This is a genomic window from Burkholderia sp. LK4 (assembly GCF_001043615.1).
GTDB lineage: Bacteria > Pseudomonadota > Gammaproteobacteria > Burkholderiales > Burkholderiaceae > Burkholderia > Burkholderia cepacia.
In genome coordinates this window covers 1-14,163 of sequence record NZ_LDUL01000049.1, presented here as the reverse complement: position 1 = coordinate 14,163, position 14,163 = coordinate 1, and the positions used below count along the sequence as shown (strand labels likewise).

The window sequence follows — 14,163 nt, the reverse complement described above, 5'->3', positions numbered from 1 at the left end:
GGGAGTGGCGGGCTGCCGCCAGAGTTTGCTATACTCTCGGTCTTCCGGAGAGATGGATGAGTGGTTTAAGTCGCACGCCTGGAAAGCGTGTATAGGTTAATCGCCTATCGGGGGTTCGAATCCCCCTCTCTCCGCCAGAAATACCGAAAAAGCCCCGCAGAATCAATGATCTGTGGGGCTTTTTATTTTTCACTCCATCATACAACCCATCATCAAGCAGAAATTCGCGGGCGTCGCAGAATTTCGCTGCGTCTCCCTGTCGTCACGAATTGCCGGTGACATCGACACCCCGCGAAGGCGTACCGTTCCCGGCACGCCCACGCGATAAAGTACGATTCACCGACAGGTGAAGCCCCGCGCGAAATCCTCAGCCCGCCGAAGCAAGGCACCAATGACCAAGGACATGTTGTTGCCCTTGCCAGCGGCGGCCGCTCGAAAAAGGTCATTGGAACATCACCTTGCGCTGGCCTCATTGCAGAGCAGCAACGGAACCACCGATGCCGTCAGCAAGGTATTCCAAACGATCTATCTCGCGTACTTCGTGCATGAGGCGACGGTCGGTCGTCGGGACCTAGATCAGTTCCGTACTGCCGAAGCTGATGTGGTTGACTGCGCAGTGGCCGGGAAGAGAACAGGCATTTTCGAGATTTCGGCAGAAGGCCGTACCGCTGTCGAGCACCTCCTGTTGATGCACGACGAGCAGTTGACGAGCGTCCCGGCCCACGTGATCGCAACGGCCCATGTCCGCCTGGCTCAATTTGTGGCGAACGAGAAACTGTCGCCGATTGCAGATGCGTGAATTTGGGCTGCGCCGTACTAGCCGCCGATGTGGTTCTCAATCGACTCACTCATCCTCAAGCAAGAGGGCTATGGCGAACAGAATGCCAGCAACAACCGCCCCCTGTGCAGCCCAAAGATTCTCTTGCGACGAAAGGGTTTGAAGCGACTTGATCGCCTTATCTGCGGTTGACGGCAAGGACGAAGCCGCGATCCCCGCCTGCGCAGATACGTGCCACATGACAGCGGAATATGCCGTCGCCGCCGCACCAATAGTCGCGGCAGTTCGCCGCATCGATTTTTTGAACATGATGATGGCCTATAGGCTCTGGACATCAAGTGGCCGAATCAGATTCAGGGCCTACACCCGGCGACGGAATATATACGCGGCTAACCGCAACGGCCTTGGCTGTCACCACTCCGAGCGTCTGCTCGACCCACTTTGGGTCCGCAAGAAGAGGTGCAATCTGTTGATCTGTCAGTAGCCTTCTGTAGTTCACGAGATTTGCCAGCGTTGAAATCTCCTTGCGCAGAACAGGTAGATGCTCGGAAACAATCCCGCAGGGGTCATTGGCGTACGACTCCAGAGCAGCCTCAACGATGTCGATCGGGATTTCTCTGCAAGCTAGAATCTCAGCGGCAACGTCGGCCAGAGGGTCCGGCGGAAACAACCGCTCGCCACCTTCGAACATTTCCAAGAAGTGTTGACCAACATGCCGATCATGCTGGAACGGCAATAGCTCGACACCCGGCCATCCCTCGAACGAGTGACAAAAAGGAAGTGCGGTAACCCATGCACACTGCTCACTCGGTCGAGGAAGCGGCTGCGGCCCAAGCGCTATGTAGTTGTCGAAGGGGGACGTCAATTTTCGAAGATGAACCCGATACATCACTCCCACACCTTCATCGACCGGCTTCCATCCATCCTTTGTTTCATGGCAAGTCGCAAAGAAAGCGCTGACGTTAAAATCGTCCGAGAGGTCGAGGTATCCGGTCGGAATACCGTAGTGCTGAGCGAGCGCGATGGGGTCGAAATCGAGGCGCTGACCTGCAGCATGGTGTGAAATGGGGTGATGCGTCAGTTCACGGGAAAACCACCACGCCTGAGCTACCCGAAGAATGATCTTCGCCTGATCGGCTATAGAGCCTTCGTGTATTTTTCCAATGTCGGTGGACTGCAAGCCCCGACCGATCGACGGAAGCATGGGCGTGTGGTGCGCGTTCTGCCCTCGATAGAGTTTCGAGACAGCAAATGGTATTGCGCCGCCAAGGCCCTCTTCTTCGTACCAGTACCAGCTGGCATCACGGCGTGATCGATGACCCTCAACACGCTTTGACATTTCGATAAGCGCGGAGGCTGGGGCTATTTGCATAGTATCGCTTCCTCAAAACCCATAACGCACGATGTTCAAGCGGGTCAACGCCCGGAACGCGAGAACAACTGCGTAAGCTTAGCTTTGTCCTCGTAGGTTGAACAGATCATGATCGACCGCCTGCGACCATACTCAGCCCCTAACGGCGCACCCTGTGGTCCAAGAAATGCGGCAAAGCAGCGGGGTGTCCACGCACTGACCGATGGGTAATTGCTTTTGATAAAGTTTCTTATGGGTTTTCGCGTCCTACACGGTACATCGATCAGCCACTCCCTACAGGTGCCCAAATGCCGTCGTCCCCGTCGCTTGCTACCGCCTTACAGCAGTATCAGAAAACCTACGACAAGGCGATTCAGCTTCACACGTTATTTGATGATGCTGACGCACCAGAATTGCTGCGCATACACGAAGCGCTTGCCGAAGAAGCAAAGAATTTTCTCAACGTCTCTGGGCTGGATTGGGGTTCCTGCGGAAATCTCGGTCGCCACTTGAGTTTCCTGCTTCGCTACCTCAGGGTCGGCGACAAGGCCAGTTGCGCACAGGATGCGCAAGACATCGTTTTCTATGACCTGCCAACAGCGCTGCGCAATCTTGCAGCCCGATCGACAGACGACACACACGTTGATCCTCGATTGCGCGACGCTGTTGCGCCGTTGATGGCTGGCGGACACTACGACTCCGCTGTCCGCAAGGTTTTTGTTGTGATGACGGACCGGCTTCGGCGTGCGTTCGGCGTAACCGAAAGCATTGACGGAGAGGATTTGGTCAACGTGGTTTTCGGAAAAGGTGGAAAGATACCGGTTGCACTTGATGACTCGCAGAAGCAAGCGATGCGGAACTTGATCAGCGGCTTCTACGGCGTGTATCGCAATCGATTCGCCCACAACGATGTCGAACCCGATCTAGCTCAGGCACGGACAATTATCGAAATGGCAAACACGATCATCCTCGATATCGAAGCGCTTGCCGCTGCATCCGCATCCCCGCCCACATAGCTTAGAGCTAGATCACGCAGCAGCGGCGGCCTTGCTGATCGTCCGGTGCGGCACGCTGAATTGCTTCGCAAGTCCGCCCACCGTCAGCTTGGCTTTAATTTCCGCGCGTTGCGCAGCCGTCAACATGCGTCGCTCGACATATCCGGCCTGCGAGCATCTAACGGATCGGATAGAAACGCGTTGCGATAGCGCGGGCATCCGTCTCGACCACGACATCGTGGACAAATTTCCTCTTTGCAACGTACCGCATACAGCGCAGGCCCGATTCATCGTACGTCATGAGTTGTGCAAGCCAGTCCTCGCCGAAATCAATGTAGACCGGGCACGTGGCGTCAAGCCACGTGCGGCGCGGCCGGACCCAATCGTATTGGTAGTGGCCGGTGCACGCGCGCTGCACCTGCTCTTCGATTTCGTGCATGAAGTGGTACCAACCGCCTCGCGGGTTCGCCTTCGTCGCGTCGGGATAGTCCTTCACGCATTCAGACAACCGGAAGAAGATTCCCGCCGCCGCGCCTCGCAACTCACGCTTTGCCTTGACCCAAATCAGATCGCGCGCCAGCTCCGACACCGGGTCGGGCAGCGCGTGGTAAATGTCGAAGTTCTGCCGGAATCCGTGCCCATCGATGACCCATACGAGGTTGCCGTAGAACGCTTCACGGGAAATACGCTCGGTGTCGGTCATAGCAGAATGCTGCACTTCAACAACGATGCCTGTCGGGGTCTTGATGTCCGCCCGATGGATTTCACCGTCAGACGCTACGTGCGAAATTTCTCGGCATTCGGCAGGAAATAGGTTTTTCCATTCGCGATGCCACGGCGTTTCGTTCTCCCACCACGGATCACAATCGCGACGGCTGGCGTGCGCCCAATGATGCATAACGCGTGGGCCGCATTTCGCGATGGTTGCCGCGCCGCATGTCGGGCAAACGCCTTGACCGCCCGGGAACGCCTCGCGGCGCTTCTGCTCAACGATGGCGAACTGCACCTGTTATCCCCTTCGCGCCTGATTTGTGAACCTCGCCGCCGTCACACATCGACCGACATGACGTGCTGCGATGCGATGAGCAACGGCGGCACCGGGCACTTGCAAACGCACAGATCGTCACTGAGCGCTACGCGGCGACCATCTGGCCCGGTCATCGGAATTCGCGGGCCGACACATTTGATCTTGCCGATCGTCTTGCACACCGGGCAGAACACATCGTCATCCTCATGCGCGATGTGCCTGCCGTCGAGCGCGAACGGCGTAGCCTTGGCTTGCACCGTTCCCGCCACTGTCGTGTGATCGCCGTCGAGAATCAGGTATCTCGTCATGGCTGGTTTTATCCGCCTTGCTTCTCAGTCGGCGACCAGTGCCAGTTCGTTGTACCCCACGAACTGCCTTCGATCACCGGCATGATTTCGCCAGCTTCGAAGTAACGACGGCTCCCAACCTTTGCTGGCGTATGCCACCAACCCGCTTCCGGGCATGCACTGCCGCCCCGCACACTTTGGCGGGCCGGTTCGCGATTTGCGGGCGGCGGAACTATCGTCGGCGGCTCAGGAATCGGCGGGGCATCGGGCAAATCGAAGCGTGCTACCCACTTGCGCGCGTTCTTCACATCCGCGCTCGGAAGGTCGGGAATGTAGGTATGCAGTGCGTCGGGTTTCGGATCGCGCAGGATGCGCAGGACACTGTTCACGAACACGTACGGCTCGGGCAAACCCTCTTCAGGAGCGCCAAGGCGCGGGAAGTCGCCCGCACGGATCATCAAGCATGCATTGGCGCGCTCGATGTGAATATCGGGACGATCAAGTTTTTCTCGGATTACCGCCTCGCCACCCAAACGCTCGATGAACAGTTCGCCTAGGATCGTGAACCAGTTCACACCCTTGATGAAGCCCCACCGCCCGACCTTCGCACCGGGATGCAGATGATCATAGGAGGCGGTTAGATCGTCTTTGGATTCACCTTCGTAGGACACCGGGTCGTACTCTTGTTTCTGCAGGTGCGCGGTACTGTCAATGTCTAACCCGCTGAAACGTTCCGCAAGTGCCCATTCTTGCGGCATATATCGGTGATAGCTATACGCAAGAACAGGCGCAAGCCCACCATAGCCACCACGCACTACGAGCTTGTTACACACATAACGCAGAAATTCCTCGTACTTCGCGACTCCTTCAGCGGTAGTGACCAAGTTCATCGGCACATTGAATTTCAAATACGATAAACCCGTCTCCCGTCCCTTAGGCACTCTCAATCGTCCGGTGGGCGAAACATAGTCCTCTTGAAGTGCCGTCCCGGTTAACACCCCGATATTGTATTCCGCCGCTGTATCTTGGTCGGTTGCACTGGAACGCAACACACTGACTTGCATATATGACGGTGTATCGGAAATTGCACGGCGAATCTTCTCAACACCTTTGGCATTTCGCGCCGTGAATTTTCCAAGGTCAGCATCCTTGCCTCCCTTCAGATGCTCGCCGAACATTTCATCAAAGCGGTCAAAGCAGTCAAGGATCGCCTTTCGCACCTCAGGTTGCGAGCCACGCTCAAAGAAAACCGTACCGATGACACCCGGCAACACGCCCATCGAATTGTCGGCAAGGCGTACGCTCAAATCTTCCTGATAGCGGGAAAGCGCCTGCAACGGCGTCAAGACGGGTTTCGAATCACTCAAAGTCATAATCGGATCGTCAATTGATCAGTCGCACATGAATTCAGTCAACTTGCGGACAGCGCTGCGACCGCACTCCCACCCCCGACGACTACACCAAGGGTCGCAGCCAGTGCCGCAGCGGCCTCCGCACCAGCCGCGATAATCGCACACAGCGCAGCGAAAATCGCGATCAACTCAGGCAGCAACAGGATCACGATCGCGACGCCGACGACGATGGCGACCGCTATCGCGGCTCCTTTCAGCAGAGTCACGCCGACCTGAGCCCAATCGATATGAGTGAGCACGTCCCACGTCATATCGGTCATTTGCACAATTGCCTCCCATCCGGCCTTGAGTTGCGCAGCCGTGTAGCGGAATATTTCGTGCCCCTTCTCGTCAACCCATACCCAAGCGCTATGCGCCTTGTCAGCGACCCACTGACCCGCCGTAAACATCCACGCTGCGTGCTGATGCAGGAACGCACTGGTTTCAGCAGACACGTATGAATATCCACGATGAACGGCATCCCAAACAGGGGCAACCGCATGTTCAACCTCTTCGCCGAACGTGTGCGCCTTTTGCCACCAGTCCTCATACCAGACATGGTGCGGGACAGCGGGGACGCTACGAATGGGCACTGTCTGCCGGTCCTTCTCATCGTTGGTTTTCGGCGCGGGAATAGGTGCAGGCTTAGGGATTTTCTGCAAGTCCCCATTGCAATCAGTCACATCGATCACGGTCATGCGATTTTTGAAGTCGCCGGAAATCGCCCGGTAAGCTTCCTCTTGCCCCGGTCCCCAGTTGTCACCCGGGAATTTGACTTCGACCAATCGCAACATATTGTTGGCATGATGCCCGCCTTCGCGATCGACAGTTCCACGCCCGGGCCAGAGAATCGCCTCGCTTTCCACAATGATCACATCGGGTCGCCGAAGAGCACCTACCTTCGCTCCGGGCGGAAACGGGTTCCGGCTTCGACGACGCTCTGTCCCGTGGGGTTTTTCATTACTCAAGAAGGGAATCGGAGCGGCAACGCCGCCTGTCGCGAAGAACGGCATCATGTCGAAGCTCACTTCAGCCTTGTACTTGAATAGCCACTTCCACTCGAACTCTTCCTCGACCATCATTGGCACACTCATCGCTGACTGCATGAGCAGCCGGTAGACGATCGAGCCATCGCGCAACCTGACGGGAATGTATTTCGCCGTTTTCAGCGCTTTCTCGACCTTTTCCCGCAAATATCCCTTGGTTCCCGGCGGTAAATATGCGTACTCAGGTACGCGCTCTTTGATCGTCTCGCACGCGCCTGCCGGTTGAAGTGATCCGCCCATTGTGTTCTCCTAGTATCGTTGGCGCTCACGTGCGCTCGTCAGGGTCAACCTTCAGGTAATCGGCCCAAATGTCGGGTTCCCCACCACCGGCATACTTCCACGGCTCCACGTCCTGCTTTTCCTGCTTGAACGCCTTGAGGCTCACGCTCTGTGCATTCGGCGTAAAGACCGGTACTGTCTCGCCAAGATCGTTCGTATGGCCGAGCACGGTCCGCCCTGATGGCAGCTTCAGTTCGTACGCATGTCGAATCATCGGCGTGCCATCTGCTTCGTTCTTCAAGACGTATTGCGCCTGATACGACGGTTTGAACTGCGGCATCGTGTACGACTCACTGACCGGCCCTGCGAAGCTAAACGACGCGCCCTTGAAGTCAACGTTGCCGGGTGCGTGTATCGAGACGTTCCCGCCCTTGATGCGGATCGTTGCGCCGCCGCAGTACAGGACTAGCTCCTGATCGGCTGCAATTTCCATCCGTCCGGCTACCGATAGCAATTTCACAAGCTGCTGCGCAGTCATTTCGAGATCGCCTGCTTGCGCCTGTATCTCAACCTTGCCGTTACCCGCAACAGCCTTGATGCCTTGATTACGTGCGAACAGGCTCAGATGATTTACCGTAGCCGCGTGCATCGATCCGCCCGCCGCGAAATATGAATCTTGTCCGCTGATCCAGTTCGCCTGTTGGTCGGCACTCGCGTGAAGCGATTGATGTGTGGACAGGCCGATACCGGCCGGACTGCCGAGCAGCAGCAGCGGCGCAGCGAACGCATTGGCGTTACCCGTGCCGCCGCCCGCCGTACGTCCGCCGGTAGCTTCGCCGGATGCAGACTGCTTCGTTGCATCGGTGAACGCCGTCAGCGCCTCAACGCCGGGTTTCAGGCTCTCGGCCTGATGCTGTTCGCTCGCATCCGAGATGCTGCCGAGCAGGTCTTTTGAGCGCGTAAGCTGCTCGCGTGCTTCGTCAACATCAAGCTGATCGCTGTCGCGCGAAACAGGGTGCGCACTGATCGACACGCCACGGCCACCGCGTACCGATGCGTAATGGTCGGCGTGCAACAGCAATCCCGAACCGAGATATCGCCCCCGCGTGTTTCCGCTCTGCTGAATCAGATATCCCTGCGCGATCGATGCGTAGCTGCTGCCCGTGTAACTAACGAGCCGCGTGCCGCCTTGGTTCGTGGCGTCGTCGTGGACGAACGCGTTAAACGCGCCCGTGCCACCGAACCCTTGCGACTGAAATCCCGACAGCAGCACATTCGAATGCCACGGAGAAGGTGTCGCGCCGCCGTTGACGCGCCCCAAAATGAACGGTTTGTCGCAATCGTTTGCCCAATAGGCGACCAAAACCCATTCACCGGCCCGTGGCACGTGCACCGAGCCGTAGCCGTTGCCCGTATCGGCCTGCATGGTCGATAGTAGCGGCGACGATGCGAAGGTACCGTCCGGGTTCTTGCGGTCCCATGCGAAATGCACACGTACCTGGTTCCGCTCGTTCGTCCATGCTTCCGATCCCTGCTGCGTCACAACGATCGCATGCTCGATAGCCATGTTCGGCTTGGGATGCGCGAGCGGGCTGCGATATTCAACGCTCGCTTCTTGTGCCTCAATCTCGATGACGAAAAACCCGGCCGTCCCGTCTTGTGGGTGTTCCGGCGTCTTGAAGCGCGCCCCGTGTGCCGCCTGCTGCTCGGCCAGCGTCGCGCGCAGACTGCGCGGATATTCCGTCGCCAGTTGACCAATCGACACGTTATTTTCGATGAACCATCGCGCCTCAATGACGAGAAATTCCCGCTTCTTGGGATCGCTGTCGGGATGACGGGGATGGTTGTTCAGCGTGAACCGCGACCCGGCATCAAGCCATCGTAGACCGCCGACCCCGAAATAGCGACGCGCACGCGAATCCCACTCTTCAACACGACGACGGGCACGGCCTTCGCCGCTGTCTGAATCGGGATAGCCGTACGCTGTCGGCTGATAGATCGTCATCGGTGCAGCAGGGATGCTGCGCGATTCCGCCTGCCGCCCGCCGTCCGTTGCGTAGGTCGTGGATTGCAGAGCGCTTTCCGTCTGGAAATGGGATGTCGGGCGCTTGTAGTCGAACGCACGCGACATGTAACGCAGGCTCTGCATGGTCTGCATGACCGCCCACTGCGTGAACCCGTCCGCTTCGTGATCACTGTTACCGCGATAATATTCGGCCGGTTTCGCTTCCGGCAGCGACGATACGCGGTCCACGATAACGAGCGTCGTTTTCGGCGGCTCGCCTTCCTTCGTCGGTTCGTGAACCCAACGGAGATACATGCCTTCATCTTCGAGAAGGCGGTACACAAAATGAAGATCGGATTCGCTCTGACGACACCATGAGCGCACCGCAGGTTCGCGCGTCAGGTCGAACCGGAACCGCCCCTGCAACTGCGGATAGCGGTTGAACACGTCGGAAATGATTTCGCGCGCGTCCTTTTCGAGCCACCCTTCATCGTTGTGGGTCTTGCTCAGGAAAATCTGCGCGGATGAAAATTCGAGCTGGTACGTTGATACGCTACCGTCACCGCCCAAATATCCAACCTGATGCACGAAACCGTGCACTGGTCGATAGACCGAATCTGCATACAGTACCGTACGCTGTTGAATCCACAGGGTGACGGGCTGATGCATCAGCGACAGCAGCGCCGTATCGTCACGCAGCGACGCAACGTCGATTGTCCAATGGTAGTCACCGCCAATCCGGGACGATCCGCGTGCCCGCAGCGGGGTCAACGCGTTCTTGCCGAGTGGTGTATCCAGCATCAACAGCCGGTCGTGCTGCAACAACCCGCGATGAACGGCCTCGTACAGGTCGCGATTCTTCAGGTCCCCGATTGCGGGTGGTCTGAGTGCCATTTCTTGTCGTCCTTCTCTCAGGTTCGAGCTACCGTCAGAGAAGCAACACACAGACGGTCAGCCAGCGGCGACGAAAGGTCGCTCTCGCGCAATTGTAGCTAAAGTCCGAGAAATATTTACCGATTTGACGCAAGCTGACGCTGAGTCTGGAAGATCGTGCGGAAGTTTCTCGGTCAACTCGTTGCCGCTGGCGTGAACCCTGATCTGCTCCAGGAATCCTGGACACAAACGAGTGTTAGTGCGTCGGCGGCAATTTCCCCGTCAGGAACGGGAGGTTGGCGATGAAACGCAAGCCATGCTCGACGGAGCAGATCGTGGCCGCGCTCACGCTGACCGTAGCCGGCACGCCCGCTCGTCCGGTCCGCTGCGTCGTCTGGACCGAGCACCCATCGCACATCGAACCCCGAACACCGCTCGCTAAAGATGTGTATTCTTCTGACGATATCCGAGGTTTCAGCTCCGCGAGTCAGATCCATGCGATTCAGTCCAGGGTTCGCCATGACGATTGTCGCTTCGACGATGCTGTCAGCTTGCGCAACGGCATTTTCGCCGCCGTCGATCACCACCACCGTCGCGGTGACCTCTCCCCCGCCGGTCGACAAGACGCTGCGCGACGGCGGATCGTCTACCGACCTGTCGGTCATCGGTCAGCCTGCATCCCCGTTTCGCACGCTGCTTTCCGTTCGTGAGTGCGCTGCCGGCAAATGCGCGGCGGGAATCGCCATGCCGACGCTTGCGGTCACGGTTCAACGCGTGTCCGAAGGACAGGCGGCGATACGCTTCTCGGTCAGCGGAGAGATCGGCAGCAGCCAGACGCTGAAATCGCAAACCGGGAACGCCGCGTCGGAAGTGACGATGTCGATCCCGTCGAGCGCGACACCGATCAACGATCGCTTTGCCGTCGACCGGGTCGCGACGATCAAGGTCGGCGAGTTTCGCCACGTGGCACTGCCTCATGGCATCCGTGCGTACGTGTGCGTCGCGATACCGAACGCCAAGGGGATGACGGACGGAAGCTGCGATTTCAGCCGGGTGCAGACGACCAAGGGCGCCGAGCTCGGCATTGCCGCGCTCTGACCCGCCCGTCACGGCGCCGATACCGGCTGCCCCGCCACGCGAGCATGCCGAACGACACTCGCGTCACGGATGCCGGATGTAATCCACCAGCGCCCGCGTATAGTCATCCGGCTTTCGATCGAACAGACTCACGACGATCGCCACCGCGAACCCCGCCGGCACCCCGAATACTCCCGAACTGATCGACTCGATCCCGAACCACGTGCGCCCCGCGAATCCCGTCAGCTGAGTGAAGTACGGATAGGTCGACACGATGTAGTACACGCACACCGCGAGCCCGGTCACCATCCCGGCGATCGCACCGCGCGTCGTCGTGCGCTTCCAGAACACGCCGAGCACCAGCACCGGAAAGAAGCTCGAGGCCGCCAGCGAGAACGCGGCGCCGACGAGAAACAGGATCTTCCCCGTATTGAGCGACGCGACATACGACGCGAACAGCGCGACGCCGAGGAGCAGCACCTTCGAGATCGTCACGCGCCGCTGGCTCGATGCGTCGGGCGCGACCATGCAGTAGTAGACGTCGTGCGACAGCGCGTTCGCGATCGTCAGCAGCAGCCCGTCCGCGGTCGACAGCGCCGCGGCAAGCGCACCGGCCGCGATCAGTCCCGACACGACGTACGGCAGCCCGGCAATCTCCGGCGCGGCCAGTACGACCATGTCCGGCTGCATCTGGATTTCCGACCAGTGCACGATGCCACCGCGAATCACCTCGACGACGCTGATCAGATCGGGCTCGAAGTGATGCCATTGCGTGACCCACGCCGGCAATTCGGCGAACGGCCGCCCGACGAGGTTCGCGAGGATCTCGTACTTGATCAGCACCGCGAGCACCGGCACGCTGAGGTAGAACAGCGCGATGAAGAACAGGGTCCACCCGACCGAGCGCCGCGCCGACGCGACCGACGTGGTCGTGTTGTAACGCGTCAGGATGTGCGGCAGGCTCGCGGTGCCGAGCGACAGGCACAGCAGCAGCGCGAGGAAATTCCGCTCGCGCGGCTTGCGCTCGTCATCGCTCGCGGCGGGAAACGGTTCGTGCATCGGCACGGGCGGCTCGGCACGGGCCAGCAGGTCGTCACGCGCCTGCGTCCACGCGACACGCGCCGCCGCCGGATCGCGCGGAAAGTCCGCCAGCTCGCGCTCGCGCTGGCTGATCTCGCGCAGCGGCCCGTTGTGGCGCCGCAGGTCGGCCAGCTGGTCGGCGAGATGGCGGCGTGCATCCGCATACGACGAAGGCAACCGGTCGAGCCGCGTCTGGATGTCCGCGGCTTGTCGTCGATACGCGTCGCGCACCTGCTGTTCGTCGGACGCATCGCGCACCTGCGCCTCGCGGGCCGCGACGCGCTCCATCAGCTTGCCGTAGCTGAACTGCGGCACCGGGCCGAGCCCGTTCTTCATCGCGATCAGCGACACCGGAATCAGGATCGCGCTGATCAGGATGATGTACTGCGCGACCTGCGTCCAGGTGACCGCGCGCATTCCGCCGAGAAACGAGCACACGAGAATGCCCGCGAGCCCGCAGAAGATCCCGATCGCGAAATCGACGCCGATGAAGCGCGTCGCGATCAGGCCGATCCCCTGGATCTGCGCGACCAGGTACACGAACGAACACAGGATCGCCGCGCCGGCCGCAAGCGCACGCACGGCCGTGCTCGAAAAGCGCGTACCGAGAAAATCGGGAATCGTGTAGCGCGCGAGCTTGCGCACATACGGCGCAAGCAGGAACGCGACGAGGCAGAACCCGCCCGTCCAGCCCATCACGTACGCGAGCGCATCGTAGCCGGTCGTATAGAGCGAGCCGGCCAGGCCGATGAACGACGCGGCCGACAGCCAGTCGGCCGCCGTCGCCATCCCGTTGAACGCGGACGGCACGCGCCGCCCGGCCACGTAGTATTCAACGAGATCGGACGTGCGCGACAGCAGCCCGATCACCGCGTACACCGCGATCGGCACGAACAGGAACACGTAGCCGATCCAGACGCCGGAGCCGGTGGCGCGCTCGATCCGCCACATCAGCAGCACGAACCCGAGAAACCCCAGCGTGTAGAGCGCATACGCGCGGATCAGTCGATGCGTCAGCATGAATCAGCGCCCGCCGTTCGGATGGCCGGTACGTGCCGCATGCTCGTCGTACGCGCGGCGCAGCGTGCGGTCGGCGCGTTGCATCAGCCCGATGTACGCGACGATCAGCACGAGATACACGAGAATCGCGCCCTGCGCACCGACGTAGAACGGCAGGCTGAACCCGGCGAAGCGCACGCTCGCGAGCGCGGGCCCGAAGAACGGCACGATGAACGACACGGCGAAACCGATCGCCATCAGCACCGCGATCAGCGCGACGTTGAAGCGCCAGTAGCGTGCATGGGCACGCGCGAGCGGCTCGGGAACGGGCGGTGGCGCGGCAGGCGCGGATCGGGTCGGAACGGTCATGCCGTTATGTAACAAAAAGCCCCTGCGCGGGCAATCGGGATTGCCGCGCAGGGGCTCGTGCGCGTGATGCGCAACCGGTACGGTCAGCGCACTTCGGCGAGCTGCTCGAGGATGGCCGGGTTCTCGAGCGTGGACGTGTCCTGCGTGATCGCTTCGCCCTTGGCGAGCGAACGCAGCAGGCGCCGCATGATCTTGCCCGAGCGCGTCTTCGGCAGGTTGTCGCCGAAGCGGATGTCCTTCGGCTTCGCGATCGGCCCGATCTGCTTGCCGACCCAGTCGCGCAGCGTCTTGGCAAGTGCCGCGGCCTCCTCGCCTTCCGGACGCGAACGCTTGAGCACCACGAATGCGACCACCGCCTCGCCCGTCGTGTCGTCAGGACGGCCGACCACGGCCGCCTCGGCCACCAGCTCGTGCGAGACCAGCGCCGATTCGATCTCCATCGTGCCGAGCCGGTGGCCCGACACGTTCAGCACGTCGTCGATCCGGCCCATGATCGTGAAGTAGCCGGTGTCCTTGTCGCGCACGGTGCCGTCGCCGGCGAGATAGAGCGTGCCGCCGAGTTCTTCCGGGTAGTAGCTCTTCTTGAAACGTTCCGGGTCGCCCCAGATCGTGCGGATCATCGCGGGCCACGGGCGCTTGACAACGAGAATGCCGCCTTGCCCGTTC

General features: G+C 60.0%; 13 protein-coding genes and 1 tRNA gene. 4 read left to right on the top strand and 10 right to left on the bottom strand.

Annotation, left to right across the window (positions count from 1 at the left end):
* The first annotated feature begins 46 nt into the window (after nucleotides 1-46).
* Together VK92_RS24730 and VK92_RS24725 are read left to right on the top strand one after the other, a co-directional pair.
* Nucleotides 47-137, top strand: a tRNA-Ser gene (locus tag VK92_RS24730).
* 254 nt (nucleotides 138-391) lie between these two features.
* Nucleotides 392-799 (top strand): hypothetical protein, encoded by a 408-nt coding sequence (locus tag VK92_RS24725; RefSeq protein WP_048026229.1) that lies wholly within the window; start codon nucleotides 392-394, stop codon nucleotides 797-799.
* A gap of 45 nt (nucleotides 800-844) precedes the next feature.
* On the opposite strand, the gene VK92_RS24720 is transcribed toward VK92_RS24725, so the two are convergent.
* Together VK92_RS24720 and VK92_RS24715 are read right to left on the bottom strand one after the other, a co-directional pair.
* Nucleotides 845-1,087, bottom strand: a complete 243-nt coding sequence (locus tag VK92_RS24720) for a hypothetical protein (RefSeq protein ID WP_048026231.1) — start codon at nucleotides 1,085-1,087, stop codon at nucleotides 845-847.
* A 25-nt stretch (nucleotides 1,088-1,112) separates the two neighbouring features.
* Complete coding sequence (locus tag VK92_RS24715) at nucleotides 1,113-2,150, bottom strand: FRG domain-containing protein (RefSeq protein ID WP_082160933.1); 1,038 nt, start codon at nucleotides 2,148-2,150, stop codon at nucleotides 1,113-1,115.
* Nucleotides 2,151-2,437: 287 nt separating this feature from the next.
* Here VK92_RS24715 and VK92_RS24710 point away from each other — a divergent pair, with 287 nt between their 5' ends.
* Nucleotides 2,438-3,145: a TIGR02391 family protein gene (locus tag VK92_RS24710; protein WP_048026234.1), complete on the top strand. Its 708-nt coding sequence runs from the start codon at nucleotides 2,438-2,440 to the stop codon at nucleotides 3,143-3,145.
* A gap of 157 nt (nucleotides 3,146-3,302) precedes the next feature.
* Here the strand turns inward: VK92_RS24710 and VK92_RS24705 are convergent, their stop codons facing one another.
* From VK92_RS24705 to VK92_RS24685, 5 genes are read right to left on the bottom strand one after another with little or no spacing between them, the layout of a single operon-like run.
* Entirely contained in the window at nucleotides 3,303-4,130 is an 828-nt protein-coding gene (locus VK92_RS24705) for a competence protein CoiA (RefSeq protein WP_048026236.1), read from the bottom strand.
* A 41-nt stretch (nucleotides 4,131-4,171) separates the two neighbouring features.
* Entirely contained in the window at nucleotides 4,172-4,459 is a 288-nt protein-coding gene (locus VK92_RS24700) for a PAAR domain-containing protein (protein WP_048026237.1), read from the bottom strand.
* An 8-nt stretch (nucleotides 4,460-4,467) separates the two neighbouring features.
* Nucleotides 4,468-5,811 (bottom strand): type VI immunity family protein, encoded by a 1,344-nt coding sequence (locus VK92_RS40555; protein ID WP_082160934.1) that lies wholly within the window; start codon nucleotides 5,809-5,811, stop codon nucleotides 4,468-4,470.
* Nucleotides 5,812-5,849: 38 nt separating this feature from the next.
* On the bottom strand, nucleotides 5,850-7,115 hold the full coding sequence (locus VK92_RS24690) for a VRR-NUC domain-containing protein (RefSeq protein WP_048026239.1): 1,266 nt from the start codon (nucleotides 7,113-7,115) through the stop codon (nucleotides 5,850-5,852).
* A 25-nt stretch (nucleotides 7,116-7,140) separates the two neighbouring features.
* Nucleotides 7,141-9,993, bottom strand: coding sequence for a type VI secretion system Vgr family protein (locus VK92_RS24685; protein ID WP_048026241.1), 2,853 nt, complete (start codon nucleotides 9,991-9,993; stop codon nucleotides 7,141-7,143).
* A 423-nt stretch (nucleotides 9,994-10,416) separates the two neighbouring features.
* Between VK92_RS24685 and VK92_RS24680 the strand changes: the two genes are divergently transcribed.
* Complete coding sequence (locus tag VK92_RS24680) at nucleotides 10,417-11,070, top strand: hypothetical protein (protein WP_231616482.1); 654 nt, start codon at nucleotides 10,417-10,419, stop codon at nucleotides 11,068-11,070.
* A gap of 63 nt (nucleotides 11,071-11,133) precedes the next feature.
* Here the strand turns inward: VK92_RS24680 and VK92_RS24675 are convergent, their stop codons facing one another.
* The 3 genes from VK92_RS24675 to VK92_RS24665 all read right to left on the bottom strand — a co-directional run.
* The gene (locus tag VK92_RS24675) at nucleotides 11,134-13,149 is read right to left on the bottom strand and encodes a sodium:solute symporter family protein (RefSeq protein WP_048026243.1); all 2,016 of its coding nucleotides are present in this window, start codon (nucleotides 13,147-13,149) and stop codon (nucleotides 11,134-11,136) included.
* Between the two features lie 3 nt (nucleotides 13,150-13,152).
* Nucleotides 13,153-13,497: a DUF4212 domain-containing protein gene (locus VK92_RS24670; protein ID WP_048026244.1), complete on the bottom strand. Its 345-nt coding sequence runs from the start codon at nucleotides 13,495-13,497 to the stop codon at nucleotides 13,153-13,155.
* A gap of 83 nt (nucleotides 13,498-13,580) precedes the next feature.
* Nucleotides 13,581-14,163: AMP-binding enzyme (locus VK92_RS24665; protein WP_048026245.1), on the bottom strand; the 583-nt coding region annotated here is incomplete at its 5' end.

Coding starts and splice junctions, on each gene's coding strand:
- VK92_RS24710 (WP_048026234.1), top strand. CDS start 2,438: ATGCCGTCGTCCCCGTCGCTTGCTACCGCCTTACAGCAGTATCAGAAA.
- VK92_RS24675 (WP_048026243.1), bottom strand. CDS start 13,149: ATGCTGACGCATCGACTGATCCGCGCGTATGCGCTCTACACGCTGGGG.
- VK92_RS24670 (WP_048026244.1), bottom strand. CDS start 13,497: ATGACCGTTCCGACCCGATCCGCGCCTGCCGCGCCACCGCCCGTTCCC.
- VK92_RS24725 (WP_048026229.1), top strand. CDS start 392: ATGACCAAGGACATGTTGTTGCCCTTGCCAGCGGCGGCCGCTCGAAAA.
- VK92_RS24690 (WP_048026239.1), bottom strand. CDS start 7,115: ATGGGCGGATCACTTCAACCGGCAGGCGCGTGCGAGACGATCAAAGAG.
- VK92_RS40555 (WP_082160934.1), bottom strand. CDS start 5,811: ATGACTTTGAGTGATTCGAAACCCGTCTTGACGCCGTTGCAGGCGCTT.
- VK92_RS24715 (WP_082160933.1), bottom strand. CDS start 2,150: ATGCAAATAGCCCCAGCCTCCGCGCTTATCGAAATGTCAAAGCGTGTT.
- VK92_RS24680 (WP_231616482.1), top strand. CDS start 10,417: ATGTGTATTCTTCTGACGATATCCGAGGTTTCAGCTCCGCGAGTCAGA.
- VK92_RS24720 (WP_048026231.1), bottom strand. CDS start 1,087: ATGTTCAAAAAATCGATGCGGCGAACTGCCGCGACTATTGGTGCGGCG.
- VK92_RS24700 (WP_048026237.1), bottom strand. CDS start 4,459: ATGACGAGATACCTGATTCTCGACGGCGATCACACGACAGTGGCGGGA.
- VK92_RS24685 (WP_048026241.1), bottom strand. CDS start 9,993: ATGGCACTCAGACCACCCGCAATCGGGGACCTGAAGAATCGCGACCTG.